This window comes from Streptomyces sp. NPDC005423 (genome assembly GCF_040606415.1).
Classification (GTDB): domain Bacteria; phylum Actinomycetota; class Actinomycetes; order Streptomycetales; family Streptomycetaceae; genus Streptomyces.
This window is the reverse complement of the sequence record NZ_JBEXET010000031.1, coordinates 39570-54771: the sequence shown is the minus strand read 5'-3', so window position 1 is coordinate 54771 and position 15202 is coordinate 39570. Positions and strand designations below refer to the sequence as shown.

Sequence of the window (15202 nt, the reverse complement as noted above, 5' to 3'; positions counted from 1 at the left end):
AACGCGCGAGTGCCCCTGGAGATTCCCGATGAACTCCCGGTCCCCGCGGCGTCGGCCCGACGATGGTCGCACGGCACGGCTCGTCCCGTCATCGCCTTATCCGGCGGCCCTATTTCTTGGCAGGGGGCCCCTGTGGGGCGGCGGACGGCGCCGGCTTCCAGTCCGGGTGTCCCGGCATCGGCGGGGTCTTCTCGTCGTACAGCCAGGCCTTGAAGAACCCGGTCAGGTCGCGGCCGGAGATCCTTGCGGCGAGGTCCTCGAAGTCGGCCGTGGTGGCGGTGGCGTCCCGGTGGACACGCACCCAGGTGCGCTCCACGCGCTCGAAGGCGGGGCGGCCGATCTCCTGGCGCAGGGCGTAGAGGGCGAGGGCGGCGCCGTCGTAGATGTTGGGGCGGAAGAGGCTGATCTTCTGGCCCGGGGCGGGGGCCTTGGGGAGAGCGGGCGGTCCGCCGGCGGCGCGCCAGCGGTCGGAGGCGCTGTAGGCGGCCTTCATCCGGTCCTCCATGGGCCGGTGCGCCGTCTCCTCGGCGTAGAGCTCCTCGTACCAGGTGGCGTGCCCCTCGTTGAGCCACACGTCCGACCAGGTGCGCGGGCTGACGCTGTCGCCGAACCACTGATGGGACAGCTCGTGGACCATGACCGACTCGACGTACCACTTCGGGTAGGCGGGCTCGGTGAAGAGGCCCTTCTCGAAGAGCGAGATCGTCTGGGTCTCCAGCTCGAACCCGGTGGACGCGTCGGCCATCAGCAGCCCGTACGTCTCGAAGGGGTACCGGCCGACCTTGCTCTCCATCCAGGCGATCTGGTCCGGCGTCTTCTCCAGCCAGGGCCGCAGCCGCTCGCGGTCCTGGGCGGGCACCACGTCACGCATCGGCAGGTCGTGCGGGCCGGTGCGGCGCAGCACGGCTGAGCGGCCGATCGACACCTGTGCGAGTTCGGTGGCCATGGGGTGCCGGGTGCGGTACGTCCAGGTGGTCGTCGCGCCGGACTTGTCGACGCCGGCCGGCAGGCCGTTGGCGACGGCCGTGTAGGCGTTAGGCGCGGTGACCCGGATGGTAAACATCGCCTTGTCAGAGGGGTGGTCGTTGCAGGGGAAGACCAGGTGCGCGGCGTCGGCCTGGTTGGCCATGGCGAGGCCGTCCTCGGTGCGCACCCAGCCGCCGTCACCGTCCCCGGTGGTCGAGGGATCGCTGGTGTGCCGCACGGTGATCCGGGTCCGGGTGCCCTGGGGCAGCGATCGCTCCGGGGTGACCACCAGGTCCTCGCCGGCGCTGGTGTAGGAGGCGGGCCGGCCGTCGACCTCGACCGACTCCACGGTGCCGTGGGCGAAGTCCAGGTTGATCCGGTCCAGCGCGGCGGTCGTCCGGGCGTCGATCGTGGTGACGGCCTGGAGCGGCTTGCTGTGGGAGCCGGTGTAGGTGAAGGAGAGGTCGTACGACGCCACGTCGTACCCGGGGTTGCCGAGGTAGGGGAAGAGGCGGTCGCCGACGCCCAGCGGCTCGGCGGGGGCGCTCGCCGCGACGAGGCAGACCGAGACGGCGGAGGCGAGGAGCGCCGCCTTCAGCCGGCGTGGAGCCCTGGCGCCGGGCCGGGAGGTGCGGAAAGTGAGCAGCATGCACCACCGCTACCAGCGCGCGCGTACCCGAGGACGATGACTCGCGCCAGGTCCACTCGAACGGGGTCTTCAGGAGGCCGTCGTGTGATGTTGCGCCCGGCTGACGTCGTACACGCCCGGCACGTTGCGCATGGCGCGCATCAGGGCGGGAAGGTGGGCCGCGTCCGGCAGTTGGAGCGTGTACGTGTGGCGCACCTGCTGCTGGGTCGGCGGTTCGACCGTCGCCGAGACGATCTCGGCGCCCTCCAGGGCCATCGCCTCGGTGAGGTCGGCCAGCAGATGGGGGCGGCCGAACGATTCGGCCACGAGCGTGACCCGGCAGGCGGTGGTGTCACCCCAGCGCACGCCGACCTCCGCGCGCCCCACGTTCTTCATCCGCGCCACGGCGGCGCACTCGACACGGTGGACGGTGACCACGCCCCCGCGCACCGAGAAACCGGTCACCTCGTCGGGCGGTACGGGGGTGCAGCAGCCGGCGAGACGGACGCTCGCGCCGGGCCGGTCGACGACGGGGGCGGCGAGGGGCGCGTCCGGAGCGCCGATGTCGGGGGCGCCGGTGCGGGCCGGGCGCACACCGGTGTCCCGCCCGCTTTCCGAGGGGTGCCCGGCCGCCTCGTCCTCGGCGCTCACCGGGTGGGCGGTGAGCCAGCGCTGGATGGCGATCCGGGCGGCGGCGGTGTGGGCGTGCTCCAGCCACTCCCTGGAGGGCTCGGAGGCCGGGTCCTGGCCCATGAGGAGCTGGACGGTGTCGCCGTCCGTCAGAACCGTGCTCAGGGTCGCCAGGCGCCCGTTGACGCGTGCGCCGATGCAGGCGTGCGCATCCTCGCCGTACTGCGCGTAGGCGGCGTCCACGCAGGTCGCGCCCTCGGGCAGGCCCAGGGTGCCGCCGTCGGGCCGGAAGACGGTGATCTCACGGTCCTGGGCGAGGTCTTCACGGAGGGTGGACCAGAAGGTGTCGGGGTCGGGCGCGGCCTCCTGCCAGTCGAGGAGGCGGGAGAGCCAGCCGGGCCGGGTGGGGTCGGCGCGCTCGCCGTCGGGCGCCGTCTGCTCCTCCGCGGGGGGCGCGTAGGGGTTGCCGAGCGCGATGACGCCGGCCTCGGCGACCTTGTGCATCTGGTGGGTGCGGACGAGGACTTCGACGACCTGGCCGTCGGCGCGGGCGACCGCGGTGTGCAGCGACTGGTACAGGTTGAACTTGGGTACGGCGATGAAGTCCTTGAACTCCGAGACGACGGGCGTCAGACAGGTGTGCAGTTCGCCGAGGACGCCGTAACAGTCCGCGTCCTCGTTGACCAGCACCAGGACGCGGCCGAAGTCGGAGCCGCGCAGCTGGCCGCGCTTGCGGGCCACCCGGTGTACGGAGACGAAGTGCCGTGGGCGGATGAGGACTTCGGCCGGGATGCCGGAGTCGCGCAGCACGGCGCGCACCTCGTCGGAGATGTCGGCGAGCGGATCGTCCGCCCGGGAGGCGTTGTCCGCGATCAACTCCCTTGTGTGCTCGTACTCCTCGGGGTGCAGGATCGCGAAGACGAGGTCTTCCAGTTCGGTCTTGAGCGCCTGGACGCCGAGCCGTTCGGCGAGCGGGATGAGGACGTCCCGGGTGACCTTGGCGATGCGGGCCTGCTTCTCGGGGCGCATCACGCCCAGGGTGCGCATGTTGTGCAGCCGGTCGGCCAGTTTGATCGACATCACGCGGACGTCGCTGCCGGTGGCGACGAGCATCTTGCGGAAGGTCTCGGGCTCGGCGGCGGCGCCGTAGTCGACCTTCTCCAGTTTCGTCACCCCGTCGACCAGGTAGCGCACCTCAGCGCCGAACTCGGAGCCGACCTGATCCAGCGTCACCTCCGTGTCCTCGACGGTGTCGTGGAGCAGGGAGGCGGTCAACGTCGTTGTCTCCGCGCCGAGTTCGGCGAGGATGAGGGTGACGGCGAGCGGGTGGGTGATGTAGGGCTCACCGCTCTTGCGCATCTGGCCGCGGTGCGAGGACTCGGCCAACACGTAGGCGCGGCGCAGAGCTTCGAGGTCCGCGTCGGGGTAGTGGGCGCGATGCGCCTCCGCCACGTGGCCGATGGCGTCGGGCAGCCGGTCGCGCGCGGCGGGGCCGAGCAGGGCGGCCCGGCCGAGTCGGCGCAGGTCGATCCGGGGGCGGGCCTTCCTGCGGGGCGCTGTGTCGGTCACAGGGCTCGGCGTCGCAGAGTTCGTGGCCTCCGCACTCATGGGCACCTCCGGCTGCTTGACCGGCGGACGGGTGCCCCAGGGCGTACTCGGCTCAGGGAACGACGACGATCCCCCGTCCGGGCCGGTGCTTGATGCTACCGAGCCCACCACGTGCGACGGACCGCCTCCCGCCGAGCGTGAAACGGATCACCTATTCGAGCGACGATCGGCGGGTTTACCGTTTCGCGCCACGGGATACGAGGTCGGCCGTGGTTTCGGGACACCACGGGCACCCGGCCTCTGCGGATGAGAGGATTCGAAACCGTCCTAGCTGGGATTCACCCGTTCAGCGGAGCGCGTTTTCCAGCCACTCGGTGTCGAACTCGCCCTCGGCGACGATCACCGCGGGACCGGTCATCTCGATCTCGCCGTCGGGCCGTTCGGTGACGACCAGCGTTCCGCCGGGCACGTCGACGGTGTAGGTGGCCGGAGTGCCGGTGACGGCCGGGTCCGCGCCGTCCCTGCGGGCGGCGGCCACAGCCACTGCGCACGCGCCCGTGCCGCACGACCGGGTCTCGCCGGAGCCGCGCTCGTGGACCCGCAACGCGACGTGCCGGGGGCCGCGGTCGACGACGAACTCGACGTTCGCCCCGTCCGGGTAGGCGGCGGCCGGGCTGAAGGGCGGCGGGGAGTACAGGTCGCCGGCGTCCGCGAGGTCGTCGACGAAGGCGACCGCGTGCGGATTGCCCATGTTCACGCTCCGCGCGGGCCAACTGCGCTCGCCGACGCTCACCGTGACGTCCCCCGCGGGCAGCCGCGCTCTGCCCATGCCGACGGTGACGTCCCCGTCCTTGGCGAGGTGCACGGTCTTCACGCCACCGCGCGTGGCGACCGCGAGGTCACCCTCGGTCACCCGCCCGGAGCGCTGGAGGTAGCGCGCGAACACTCGCACGCCGTTGCCGCACATCTCGGCGACCGAGCCGTCGCCGTTGCGGTAGTCCATGAACCACTCCGCCTCGGCCGCCATCGACCGCGCCTCGGGATGGGCGGCGGACCGCACGACGTGCAGCAGGCCGTCACCGCCGATGCCCGCGCGCCGGTCGCACAGGGCGGCCACGGCGGCCGGGGACAGGTCGATGACGTTCTCGGGGTCCGGGACGATCACGAAGTCGTTCTCGGTGCCGTGCCCCTTGAGGAAGGCGATCCGCGTGCTCATTCCTCGATCGTACGGGGTGGCTGTGACAGCCCGGGGGCGGGACGATCCAGGGGCGGCCGGGGGTACGGCGCTCGCGCCGGCTAACGCAGCCGGGCCACGCGCCACACGGCGAGGACGACCACCGCGGCGACGAGCACGACGTAGGCGAGGACCACGCGCCAGTCGGGGCGGCGACCGGAGCCGCGCTGCGGGAAGCCGGGCCACGTGTGGCCGACGCGGCGGGCGGCCATCATGCCCCAGCCGGCCGCGCAGGAGCAGATGAGCAGGCCGAGCATGGCGATCACGGCGCCGCTGTCGCCGAAGTCGAAGGCGAGCGGGAAGGCGAACATCAGGGAGCCGAGCGCGGCCAGGGCGACGATCGGGGCGAGCTGCCAGATGCGCAGCCGGCGCTGCGGACGCAGCTCCACCTCGACCTCGGGACCGGGGAACATCTCGTCCGGTTCGGGTCCGTCGGCGGTCACTCCGCCCGGGAGTTCGTCCGGGCCGTCCGGGCTCAGCCGGTCGTCGCCCTGTTCCGGTTCACCGAGGTCGGGGGTGACGTGCTCGGTGCCTTCTGCGGTGTCGCGAGGGCCGGCCTCCATCGCCACGCGCCCTCCCCACTCGGACTCCACTTTGGTCGATCGAAGCTCGATGATGGCACGCTCCCGGAGGCCGGGACGGCGGCCTGAGCGTCCCGATGCCATGACGTGATCAGGCTGTGACCGGTCGTTCCACCAACGCCAGTGCGAGGTGCGGAAGTTCCGTGAGATCCGCCGCGGCCCCACTCAGCCAGTGCACCCGCGGATCGCGTCTGAACCACGAATCCTGACGGCGCGCGAAGCGCTTGGTGGCACGGACGGTCTCCGTACGCGCCTCGTCCTGGGTGCACTCCCCCGCGAGCGCCGCGAGCACCTGCTGGTACCCGAGCGCACGCGCTGCCGTACGCCCCTCGCGCAGCCCTCGCGCCTCCAGGGCGCGCACCTCGTCCACGAGCCCCGCGTCCCACATCCGGTCGACCCGGCGCGTGATGCGCTCGTCGAGTTCGGGGCGGGCCACGTCGACGCCGATCTGGACCGTGTCGTAGACCGAGTCGTGCCCGGGGAGGTTGGCGGTGAAGGGCTTGCCGGTGATCTCGATGACTTCTAGGGCCCGGACGATACGGCGGCCGTTGCTCGGCAGGATCGCGTGCGCTGCCTCGGGGTCGGCGGCGGCGAGGCGGGCGTGCAGGGCGCCGGAGCCGCGCAGGGCGAGCTCCTCCTCGAGGCGGGCCCGGACCTCCGGGTCGGTGCCGGGGAACTCCAGGTTGTCGACGGCCCCGCGGACGTAGAGGCCGGAGCCGCCGACGAGGACCGGCCAGCGGCCGTCGGCGAGCAGTGCGTCGATCCGCTCCCGGGCGAGGCGCTGGTACTCGGCGACGGACGCCGTGACCGTCACATCCCAGATGTCCATCAGGTGGTGCGGGACGCCGGCGCGCTCCTGGGGCGTCAGCTTGGCGGTGCCGATGTCCATCCCTCGGTAGAGCTGCATGGAGTCGGCGTTGACGACCTCACCGCCCAGACGCCGGGCCAGGAAGACGCCCAGATCGGATTTTCCGGCCGCGGTCGGTCCGACGACGGCGATGACTCGGGGGGCGGGGGGTGCGCTGCTCACGGCCCCAGTCTCGCAAACCTCACGCACTGGTCTCGAACGAGTTACGTGACGGCGCGGTTCCGGGGTCGTTGCCCGTTGCGAGGTATTCGCCGCCGCTTTCGAGGGGCGGTGCCCCGGGGCGACGCAGACGGACGCACCGGGCTACGCGGGAGTTCGCCCGCACAAGTAACGTATGGAGTGGATATGGGCGTTTTTGCACGACTTCTGCGGAGGTCGAAGGCCACGGAGGAGGGGTCGACCGCAGAGGCACAGGCCGCCCCGGAGACGGCCGAAGCCGCCGCGGAGCAGGTTGTGGTGGGCGAAGCCACCGTTGCGGACCCCACCGGCTCCACCGACGGCACCGCCGCCAAGGAAGCCGAGGACGCCGAGGTGGCCGCCGAGACCGAGGCGGAGGGGAGCGCCGGTGCCGAAGCCGTCGAGATCCCCAAGCAGCAGTCCGCCGAGAAGGCCGCCGACAGTGGGGCCGGCGAAGGCGCCCGCACTTAACTGCCCCGCGTGGGAAGGTGGACCATGGGTCTGATGGACAACTTGAAGGCCAAGCTCGCCCCGGCCAAGGACAAGGTCTCCGACCTCGCCCAGCAGCACGGAAGCAAGATCGAACAGGGTCTCGACAAGGCCGCGAAAGTGGTCGACGAGAGAACCAAGGGCAAGTACAGCGACAAGATCGAGACAGGCACGGGCAAGGCCAAGGACGCCATGGACCGACTCGCGCACAAGGACGGCCCGGGAACGCGGGACGGCACCATCGCGCCGCCCGCGTCGCCCCCGCCGGCCTCCTGAGCGGCGCGGAGCGACCACCGGACGGCCGGGGGGCGAGAGCCTCCCGGCCGTCCGCCGTTCACCGCCTCCCGGGGCGCTGACGCTACGACCAGGCCGCGACCACGTATCCGACACCGTAGGGCGCGCCCTCGTACAGCAGCGCGCCGCCGAGCCCCGCGCCCTCGGCCGCGCCCGCGAGCACCTGCCAGGGCGCGCGACCGGAAGCCTTCAGCTCGTACGACAAATCGGCGTCCAGCGCCTCCAGGGCCGCCACGTCAGCCGCCCCCAGGGTCCGCCCGACCGCCGCGTCGAAGGGCGCCGCCCGTTCGTCGAGATAGCCGGGCGCCTTGAGCGTGCGGCACGCGCTGGCGTCGCCCATCACCAGCAGCGCGACCCGCCCGGCCCGCGCGCCGATGTCCCGGCCCACCGCGACGCAACGGTCGGCCGCCAGGGACTCCCCCACGCCGAGTCCCTCGATCGGGGCGTCGGACCAGCCGGTCCGCGCCAGCAGCCACGCGGCGACCGCGAGCGAGGGCGGCAGCGCACGCTCGGTCCGCACGCCGTCGGCGCCCAGCCGTACGTCGAGATCCACGCCGAAGCCGCGGAACGAGCCCCGCGTGCCCTCCGGGTGCGGTCCCCGCCCGTCCTTCCCGGCCGGTCCGACGACCACGAGACGGTCGGGGCGGGCGGCGGCGAGCACGCCCAGCGCGTCCGTGCAGGCGGCCCGCACGAAGTCCAGTTCGGGCGCGGCGCCGGCGGCGACGTCCGGCACGAGCAGCGGCGGGCAGGGGCAGGCTGCGGCGGCGACAAGCATGATCCGCAGGGTACGCCGTCGGGCGGAACGGCTGCGTGACAGACGGCCCGGCCCGCGCCCGGCCCGCGCCCGGCCCGGTCAGTCGCAGCCGCAGCCGCTGGCCGCCGCCACCGGGAGCGGCTGCGGGGCGCCGATCCTCGGCAGGCCGAGCATCACGCCGGCCGGCTTCGCGGCCTGCGCCGCGTTGCGCTTCTGCCAGGCGTCGCCCGCGCGCGTGGGGCGCACGTCCAGGACGGCGCCCTCGGCGAGGAGGTGGTGCGGGGCGGCATAGGTGATCTCGACGGTCACCACGTCACCGGGGCGGACCTCCCGGTCCGGCTTGGTGAAGTGGACGAGTCGGTTGTCGGGGGCGCGCCCGGAGAGGCGGTGCGTGGCACCGTCCTTGCGGCCCTCGCCCTCGGCGACCATGAGGTCCAGGGTGCGGCCGACCTGCTTCTTGTTCTCCTCCCAGGAGATCTCCTCCTGGACGGCGACGAGACGCTCGTAGCGCGCCTGGACGACCTCCTTGGGGATCTGGTTCTCCATGGTCGCCGCCGGGGTGCCGGGCCGCTTGGAGTACTGGAAGGTGAAGGCCTGCGCGAACCGCGCCTCGCGGACGGCGTGCAGGGTCTGCTCGAAGTCCTCCTCGGTCTCCCCGGGGAAGCCGACGATGATGTCCGTGGTGATCGCCGCGTGCGGGATGGCGGCGCGCACCTTCTCGATGATCCCCAGGTAGCGCTCCTGGCGGTACGAGCGGCGCATGGCCTTCAGGACCGTGTCCGAACCGGACTGCATCGGCATGTGGAGCTGCGGCATGACGTTCGGCGTCTCGGCCATGGCGGCGATGACGTCGTCGGTGAAGTCGCGGGGGTGCGGCGAGGTGAAGCGGACGCGCTCCAGGCCCTCGACGCTCCCGCACGCCCGCAGCAGCTTGCCGAAGGCCTCGCGGTCGCCGATGTCGGAGCCGTAGGCGTTGACGTTCTGGCCGAGCAGGGTGATCTCGGAGACGCCCTCGCCGACCAGGGCCTCGATCTCGGCGAGGATCTCGCCGCTGCGGCGGTCCTTCTCCTTGCCGCGCAGCGCCGGGACGATGCAGAAGGTGCAGGTGTTGTTGCAGCCGACGGAGATGGAGACCCAGGCCGCGTAGGCGCTCTCCCGCCGGGTCGGCAGTGTCGAGGGGAATGCCTCCAGGGACTCCGCGATCTCGACCTGCGCCTCCTCCTGCACGCGGGCACGCTCCAGCAGGACGGGCAGCTTGCCGATGTTGTGCGTGCCGAAGACGACGTCCACCCAGGGCGCCTTCTTGACGATGGTGTCGCGGTCCTTCTGGGCGAGGCAGCCGCCCACGGCGATCTGCATCCCGGGGCGCCTGGTCTTCATCGGGGCGAGCCGGCCGAGGTTGCCGTAGAGCCGGTTGTCGGCGTTCTCGCGCACCGCGCACGTGTTGAAGACGACGACGTCCGCGTCGCCGTCGGAACCGTCGGGCGCGCGCACGTATCCGGCCTCCTCCAGGAGACCGGAGAGCCGCTCGGAGTCGTGGACGTTCATCTGGCACCCGTAGGTGCGCACTTCATACGTTCTGACGTCCACGGCCCCGCTCGGCTCACTGCTGCTCATGCGACAAGGGTAGGCGGTCCGGCGAGTGCCTCCTCCGGCGCCCGGTAGCGCTCCGGTGGCGGCGGAGCGCGCGTCGAGGCCGAACGCCCGAGGGAACTCACGGACCAGGCCGGCGGGCGAGGAACCCACTCACCGACCGTACCGGCCGCCACCGACACTCCGGCCGCGTCCGCGCTGCCCTGGTCAGCACCGCGCACGGGCTGGCAGGATCGCGCGCATGCTCCAGGTGCTCCCCCGAATCGGCAGGCGCCGGGCCCTCCAGGGCGCGGCGGTCGGCTTCGTCGTCCTCGGGCTGCTGCTGTGGTGGCTGCTGCCGCTCGGTGAGGAGCCGCCGGGCGGGACGATCACGATCAGCACGGGCTCCCCGCTCGGGGTCTACCAGGAGTACGGCAAGCTGCTCCGCACCGAGCTGGACCAGGACATGCCGGACCTGAAGGTGAAGCTGGTCAACAGCGCCGGGTCGCAGGAGAACGTCGCGCGCGTGGCGACCGGAAAGGCCGACTTCACCATCGCCGCGGCCGACGCGGTGGAGACGTACGAGGTGGACGGCGGGCGCGGCGCCGCCGGGCTGCGCGGGGTGGCGCGGCTGTACGACGACTACGTGCAACTCATCGTGCCCCGCGACTCGGACGTCGACTCGATCACGGATCTGCGCGGCAAGCGGGTGGCCGTAGGACTGGAGCACTCCGGTGTGCGGCTGATAGCCGACCGGGTGCTGAAGGCGGCGGGCATCGACCCGGAGAAGGGCATCACGCCGATGGCGGACGGCATCGACACCGGGCCCGACCGGCTCAGGCGTGGGCAGCTCGACGCGTTCTTCTGGTCGGGCGGGCTGCCCACGGCCGGACTGAAGGATCTGGCGGCCCGCTACGCGTTCCGGTTCGTGCCGATCGAGGCGGACCTGGTGGCCAAGATGCACCAGCAGGGCGACGCGACGCGCTACTACCGGGCCACCAACATGCCGGAGTCGGCCTATCCCACCATCCAGCTGGGCTCCACCGTGCCGACGATCGCCGTGTCCAACCTGCTGATGACCCGGGCGGATCTGGACCCCCGGCTCACCGAGTGGGTCACCAGGACCGTGATCAAGAGCCGGGACGGAATCGGCGCGCACGTCCACTCCGCGCAGCTGGTGGACCTGCGTACGGCGATCTACACCGACCCGCTGGCCCTGCACGAGGGTGCCCGGCGCTACTACCGCTCCGTCAAGCCGTAGGCCCGACGCGGGGCACGGTGACGGTCACCCTCAGTCCGTGCGGCTCGTGCCGGGCGTAGGCGATGGAGCCGCCGCCCGCGGCGAGCAGGACGCCGGAGATGGAGAGGCCGAGGCCGGAGCCCTTGATGTTCTGGTGGCGGTTGCTGCGCCAGAAGCGGTCGCCGACGCGGGCGAGTTCCTCGTCGGTCAGACCCGGGCCGCGGTCCGTGACGACGACGGTCGAGCTCCCTCCGTCGGCCGCGACCGTCACCTCGACGGACTCGCCCTCGGGGGTGAACTTCACCGCGTTGTCGATCACCGCGTCCAGGGCGCTGGACAGGGTGACCGGGTCGGCCCACGCGGTGACCGGCGGACAGCTGCCGACCAGCCGAACTCCCTTGGCGCACGCGGTCGGTGACCAGGCGGCGACGCGCTCGGCGGTGAGCGCGCCGATGTCGGTCAGCCGCAGGTCGGCCTCCGCGTGCTCGGCCAGGGCCAGGTCGAGCAGGTCGTCCAGGACCTGGGTCAGGCGCTTTCCCTCGGTACGGACCGAGGCGATCTCCGCGTTGTCCTCCGGCAGTTCGAGTGCGAGCAGTTCGATACGCAGCAGCAGCGCCGAGAGCGGGTTGCGCAACTGGTGCGAGGCGTCGGCGACGAAGGCGCGCTGCTGCTCCAGCACATCCTCGACGTTGTCCGCCATCTCGTTGAACGAACGGGCCAGGCGCCGGAGTTCCGGCGGTCCGCCGGCCGCCGCGACCCGGGACTTGAGCCGCCCGGTGGCGATGTCGTGGGTGGTGGCGTCCAGGACCCGGACCGGCAGCAGCACCCAGCCGGTCAGCCGGAGCGCGGCGCCCACGGCCAGCAGCATCGCGCCGGTCTCGCCCGCGGCGATGGTCAGCCAGCCGCGCAGCGTCCGCGAACGCATCGGACCGGTGGGCGAGTCGGTGACCACGACCGCGACGACGTCACCGTCCCGTATCACCGGCGAGGCGACGACGAGGCGGTTGCGCTGCCAGGGCCACACCTGCGGCGGATCGTGGCTGCGCCGGCTCAGCAGCGCCTCCTGGAAGGCGTCCCGCACCTCGCCGGTCCCGGGCAGCGCGAATCCGTCCGGGGCGATCGCCATGGAGCTGCCGGTGCGGTAGAAGACGCCGGCCCTGATGCCGTAGACCCCGTAGTAGCTGGCGAGTTCACGGATCAGGGTCTCCCGGCGCTCGTCCTTCGTCGTGGGACGCGACCCGGTGGGCGCGTCGGTGACGAACTGGGCGAGGGCCGCGAAGCGCGCGGTGTCGTCGATGCGGTCGACGACCACCTTCTGCTGCTGGGCGGCGGCCACGCTGAGGGCGAGCGGGACTCCGAGGGCGAGCAGAACCGCCGCCATCAGGACGATGAGCAGCGGGAGGAGACGTGTGCGCACCCGGGCACGCTACGCGGCCGGGACGACGAGCCGGTAGCCGACGCCTCGTACGGTCTCGATCAGCGCGGGCAGCCGCAGCTTGGCGCGCAGGGAGGCGACATGCACCTCCAGGGTGCGTCCGGTCCCCTCCCAACTGGTGCGCCACACCTCGCTGATGATCTGCTCCCGGCGGAAGACCACCCCGGGTCGCTGCGCGAGCAGGGCCAACAGGTCGAACTCCTTGCGGGTCAGCTGGACCGGCGAACCGTCCACGCTGACCTGGCGGGTGAGGAGTTCGATGTGGATGGGACCGAGCCGCAAGGTGGTGTCGGCGGCGCCGCTCGCGTCCTCGTGGACGGTGCGCCGGCTGACGGCGTGGATCCGGGCGAGGAGCTCCCCGGTGTCGTAGGGCTTCACCACGTAGTCGTCGGCGCCCAGGTTGAGGCCGTGGATGCGGGAGCGGACGTCGGAGCGGGCGGTGACCATGATCACCGGGGTGGCGGTGCGCTTGCGGATCTTGCCGCAGACCTCGTAGCCGTCCTGGTCGGGCAGGCCGAGGTCGAGGAGCACGACCCCGAAGCCGTCGCTCTCCGGGATGAGGGCCCGGAGCGCCTCCTCGCCACTGCGCGCATGCGTGACGTCGAAGCCGTGCCGCGCCAGGACGGCGGACAGGGCGGCGGCGACATGGTTGTCGTCCTCGACGAGGAGCAGTCTCATTCCGGCCCCCTCCGCTTCATCATCGGTCTGGTCTCGGCCTGTACGGAAAACACGTCGCACGCGCGCGTGCACCCCGTGCAGTCACGCTGATGGACGAAGACGCAGTCAAGCGGGTTCCGGTTGCGCGGTGCTTCCGTTATCCAGCCGGTACGCCGCCCGCGACGGCGATTACCACACGTGTCCGATTGATATCGGATCGTGATGCTCAGATCTCCCTCAGATGTAATGACGCTGGTCGCACGGCCTCACTACTGTCCTCCGCAACCGAGGAGGACGGAGCCAACAAGCGATGACCGAAGTATCGGTGGCCGACGACAACACGGCCGCGACCGGCGATCTGGTCGCCCTGAGGAGCGTCAACAAGCACTTCGGCGCGTTGCACGTACTCCAGGACATCGACCTCACGATCGCCCGTGGTGAGGTCGTCGTGGTCATCGGGCCCTCCGGGTCCGGGAAGTCCACCCTTTGCCGCACCATCAACCGCCTGGAGACGACCGACTCCGGCACGATCGAGATCGACGGCAGACCGCTCCCGCAGGAGGGTAAGGCGCTGGCCCGGCTGCGTGCCGACGTCGGGATGGTCTTCCAGTCCTTCAACCTCTTCGCCCACAAGACCGTGCTGGAGAACGTGGTGCTGGGCCAGGTCAAGGTCCGCAGGACCGACCGGAAGACGGCCGAGGAGAAGGCCCGCGCCCTGCTCGACCGGGTCGGGGTCGCCTCCCAGGCGGACAAGTACCCGGCCCAGCTCTCCGGCGGCCAGCAGCAGCGCGTCGCCATCGCGCGAGCCCTCGCCATGGACCCGAAGGTGATGCTCTTCGACGAGCCGACGTCGGCCCTCGACCCGGAGATGATCAACGAGGTCCTAGAAGTCATGCAGCAGCTCGCCCGCGACGGCATGACGATGATCGTCGTCACTCACGAGATGGGCTTCGCCCGTTCGGCCGCCAACCGTGTGGTGTTCATGGCCGACGGCCGCATCGTCGAAGAGGCCGCGCCGGACCAGTTCTTCAGCAGTCCGCGCAGCGACCGGGCCAAGGACTTCCTGTCCAAGATCCTTCACCACTGACCCTCCCGCGGCCCAACAGGCCCGCGCCGCCCCGCCCTTGACGCACGCCGGGCGGAGTGTGCCGCCGCCCTCCCGACTCGACCCGCTGGTCCGACAACCGCCAACTCACCTCCAAGCAAAGGACGTTCACCATGCAGCTCCGCAAGGTCACCGCCGTCGCCGCCACCGCGCTCGTCCTCTCCGTCACCGCCACGGCCTGCGGGGGCGGCGGCAAGGACTCCTCCGGTTCGGGCTCGGGAGGCGGCAAGATCAAGATCGGCATCAAGTTCGACCAACCGGGTCTCGGACTGAAGCAGCCGAACGGTACCTACGCCGGTTTCGACGTGGACGTGGCGACCTATGTTGCGGGCAAGCTCGGCTACAAGCCCGGCCAGATCGAGTGGGTCGAGACCAAGAGCGCCGACCGTGAGAACGCCCTGGCGCGCGGTGACGTCAAGTTCATCGCGGCCACCTACTCGATCACCGACGAGCGCAAGCAGAAGGTCGACTTCGCCGGCCCGTACCTGCTGGCCCACCAGGACCTGCTCGTCAAGAAGGACTCTACGATCTCCAAGGGCACGGATCTCAACGGCAAGAAGCTCTGTTCCGTGACCGGCTCCACCTCGGCGCAGAACGTCCAGAAGACGATCGCCCCGAAGGCCGACCTCCGTAAGTACAGCGGCTATTCGGAGTGCATCGCGGGTCTGCAGAGCGGCGCCGTGGACGCGCTGACCACCGACGACTCGATCCTCGCGGGCTTCGCGGCGCAGGACAGGTACAAGGGCCAGTTCAAGCTCGCGGGCCTCAAGCTCAGCAACGAGAACTACGGCATCGGCGTCAAGAAGGGCGACTCCGCGACCGTCACCAAGATCAACTCCGCGCTCACCTCGATGGTCAGCGACGGCGCCTGGCAGAAGGCGGTCACCAAGAACTTCGGCCCGGCCGACTACAAGAACGAGCCCGCCCCGAAGATCGGCGTCATCGTCAAGTAGCCCGTATCAGGCCGGTACCGCCCAAGGCCCCTCGGCCTGAGCAGGGTTCCGCAGACCACCCACCCGGAAGC

The 15202-nt window shown here is 71.5% G+C and carries 14 protein-coding genes; 5 read left to right on the top strand and 9 right to left on the bottom strand.

What is annotated here, in order from left to right; genetic code table 11:
- Positions 1-109: 109 nt before the first annotated feature.
- From ABZT12_RS27430 to miaA, 5 genes are all read right to left on the bottom strand, one after another.
- The gene (locus ABZT12_RS27430) at positions 110-1615 is read right to left on the bottom strand and encodes a M1 family metallopeptidase (protein ID WP_356389419.1); all 1506 of its coding nucleotides are present in this window, start codon (positions 1613-1615) and stop codon (positions 110-112) included.
- A gap of 69 nt (positions 1616-1684) precedes the next feature.
- A complete protein-coding gene (locus ABZT12_RS27425) occupies positions 1685-3832 on the bottom strand; it encodes an HD domain-containing protein (RefSeq protein WP_356389417.1) in 2148 nt (715 codons plus the stop codon).
- Between the two features lie 286 nt (positions 3833-4118).
- On the bottom strand, positions 4119-4988 hold the full coding sequence (gene dapF, locus ABZT12_RS27420) for a diaminopimelate epimerase (RefSeq protein WP_356389415.1): 870 nt from the start codon (positions 4986-4988) through the stop codon (positions 4119-4121).
- Positions 4989-5068: 80 nt separating this feature from the next.
- Complete coding sequence (locus ABZT12_RS27415; protein WP_356389474.1) at positions 5069-5569, bottom strand: hypothetical protein; 501 nt, start codon at positions 5567-5569, stop codon at positions 5069-5071.
- A gap of 109 nt (positions 5570-5678) precedes the next feature.
- A complete protein-coding gene (miaA, locus tag ABZT12_RS27410) occupies positions 5679-6617 on the bottom strand; it encodes a tRNA (adenosine(37)-N6)-dimethylallyltransferase MiaA (protein WP_356389413.1) in 939 nt (312 codons plus the stop codon).
- Positions 6618-6800: 183 nt separating this feature from the next.
- Between miaA and ABZT12_RS27405 the strand changes: the two genes are divergently transcribed.
- On the top strand, positions 6801-7103 hold the full coding sequence (locus ABZT12_RS27405) for a hypothetical protein (RefSeq protein ID WP_356389411.1): 303 nt from the start codon (positions 6801-6803) through the stop codon (positions 7101-7103).
- Between the two features lie 24 nt (positions 7104-7127).
- Complete coding sequence (locus ABZT12_RS27400) at positions 7128-7397, top strand: antitoxin (RefSeq protein WP_356389408.1); 270 nt, start codon at positions 7128-7130, stop codon at positions 7395-7397.
- Between the two features lie 82 nt (positions 7398-7479).
- On the opposite strand, the gene ABZT12_RS27395 is transcribed toward ABZT12_RS27400, so the two are convergent.
- Together ABZT12_RS27395 and miaB are read right to left on the bottom strand one after the other, a co-directional pair.
- Complete coding sequence (locus ABZT12_RS27395) at positions 7480-8190, bottom strand: class III extradiol dioxygenase subunit B-like domain-containing protein (RefSeq protein ID WP_356389406.1); 711 nt, start codon at positions 8188-8190, stop codon at positions 7480-7482.
- A 78-nt stretch (positions 8191-8268) separates the two neighbouring features.
- Complete coding sequence (gene miaB, locus ABZT12_RS27390) at positions 8269-9786, bottom strand: tRNA (N6-isopentenyl adenosine(37)-C2)-methylthiotransferase MiaB (protein WP_356389404.1); 1518 nt, start codon at positions 9784-9786, stop codon at positions 8269-8271.
- Between the two features lie 217 nt (positions 9787-10003).
- Between miaB and ABZT12_RS27385 the strand changes: the two genes are divergently transcribed.
- Entirely contained in the window at positions 10004-11002 is a 999-nt protein-coding gene (locus tag ABZT12_RS27385) for a TAXI family TRAP transporter solute-binding subunit (RefSeq protein ID WP_356389402.1), read from the top strand.
- Here the strand turns inward: ABZT12_RS27385 and ABZT12_RS27380 are convergent.
- Together ABZT12_RS27380 and ABZT12_RS27375 are read right to left on the bottom strand one after the other, a co-directional pair.
- Positions 10992-12398, bottom strand: coding sequence for a HAMP domain-containing sensor histidine kinase (locus tag ABZT12_RS27380; protein WP_356389399.1), 1407 nt, complete (start codon positions 12396-12398; stop codon positions 10992-10994). The genes ABZT12_RS27385 and ABZT12_RS27380 overlap by 11 nt on opposite strands.
- Before the next feature lie 9 nt (positions 12399-12407).
- Entirely contained in the window at positions 12408-13094 is a 687-nt protein-coding gene (locus tag ABZT12_RS27375; RefSeq protein ID WP_356389397.1) for a response regulator transcription factor, read from the bottom strand.
- Positions 13095-13383: 289 nt separating this feature from the next.
- Between ABZT12_RS27375 and ABZT12_RS27370 the strand changes: the two genes are divergently transcribed.
- Both ABZT12_RS27370 and ABZT12_RS27365 read left to right on the top strand, forming a co-directional pair.
- Positions 13384-14160: an amino acid ABC transporter ATP-binding protein gene (locus tag ABZT12_RS27370; protein ID WP_356389395.1), complete on the top strand. Its 777-nt coding sequence runs from the start codon at positions 13384-13386 to the stop codon at positions 14158-14160.
- A 131-nt stretch (positions 14161-14291) separates the two neighbouring features.
- On the top strand, positions 14292-15131 hold the full coding sequence (locus ABZT12_RS27365; protein WP_356389393.1) for a glutamate ABC transporter substrate-binding protein: 840 nt from the start codon (positions 14292-14294) through the stop codon (positions 15129-15131).
- The last annotated feature ends 71 nt before the right edge of the window (positions 15132-15202 follow it).

Excerpts from the sequence above, each read along its gene's own strand:
- dapF (WP_356389415.1), bottom strand. The coding sequence starts at position 4,988 with ATGAGCACGCGGATCGCCTTCCTCAAGGGGCACGGCACCGAGAACGAC.
- miaB (WP_356389404.1), bottom strand. The coding sequence starts at position 9,786 with ATGAGCAGCAGTGAGCCGAGCGGGGCCGTGGACGTCAGAACGTATGAA.
- ABZT12_RS27375 (WP_356389397.1), bottom strand. The coding sequence starts at position 13,094 with ATGAGACTGCTCCTCGTCGAGGACGACAACCATGTCGCCGCCGCCCTG.
- ABZT12_RS27400 (WP_356389408.1), top strand. The coding sequence starts at position 7,128 with ATGGGTCTGATGGACAACTTGAAGGCCAAGCTCGCCCCGGCCAAGGAC.
- ABZT12_RS27365 (WP_356389393.1), top strand. The coding sequence starts at position 14,292 with ATGCAGCTCCGCAAGGTCACCGCCGTCGCCGCCACCGCGCTCGTCCTC.
- ABZT12_RS27425 (WP_356389417.1), bottom strand. The coding sequence starts at position 3,832 with ATGAGTGCGGAGGCCACGAACTCTGCGACGCCGAGCCCTGTGACCGAC.
- ABZT12_RS27415 (WP_356389474.1), bottom strand. The coding sequence starts at position 5,569 with ATGGAGGCCGGCCCTCGCGACACCGCAGAAGGCACCGAGCACGTCACC.
- ABZT12_RS27370 (WP_356389395.1), top strand. The coding sequence starts at position 13,384 with ATGACCGAAGTATCGGTGGCCGACGACAACACGGCCGCGACCGGCGAT.
- ABZT12_RS27405 (WP_356389411.1), top strand. The coding sequence starts at position 6,801 with ATGGGCGTTTTTGCACGACTTCTGCGGAGGTCGAAGGCCACGGAGGAG.
- ABZT12_RS27385 (WP_356389402.1), top strand. The coding sequence starts at position 10,004 with ATGCTCCAGGTGCTCCCCCGAATCGGCAGGCGCCGGGCCCTCCAGGGC.
- ABZT12_RS27430 (WP_356389419.1), bottom strand. The coding sequence starts at position 1,615 with ATGCTGCTCACTTTCCGCACCTCCCGGCCCGGCGCCAGGGCTCCACGC.
- ABZT12_RS27395 (WP_356389406.1), bottom strand. The coding sequence starts at position 8,190 with ATGCTTGTCGCCGCCGCAGCCTGCCCCTGCCCGCCGCTGCTCGTGCCG.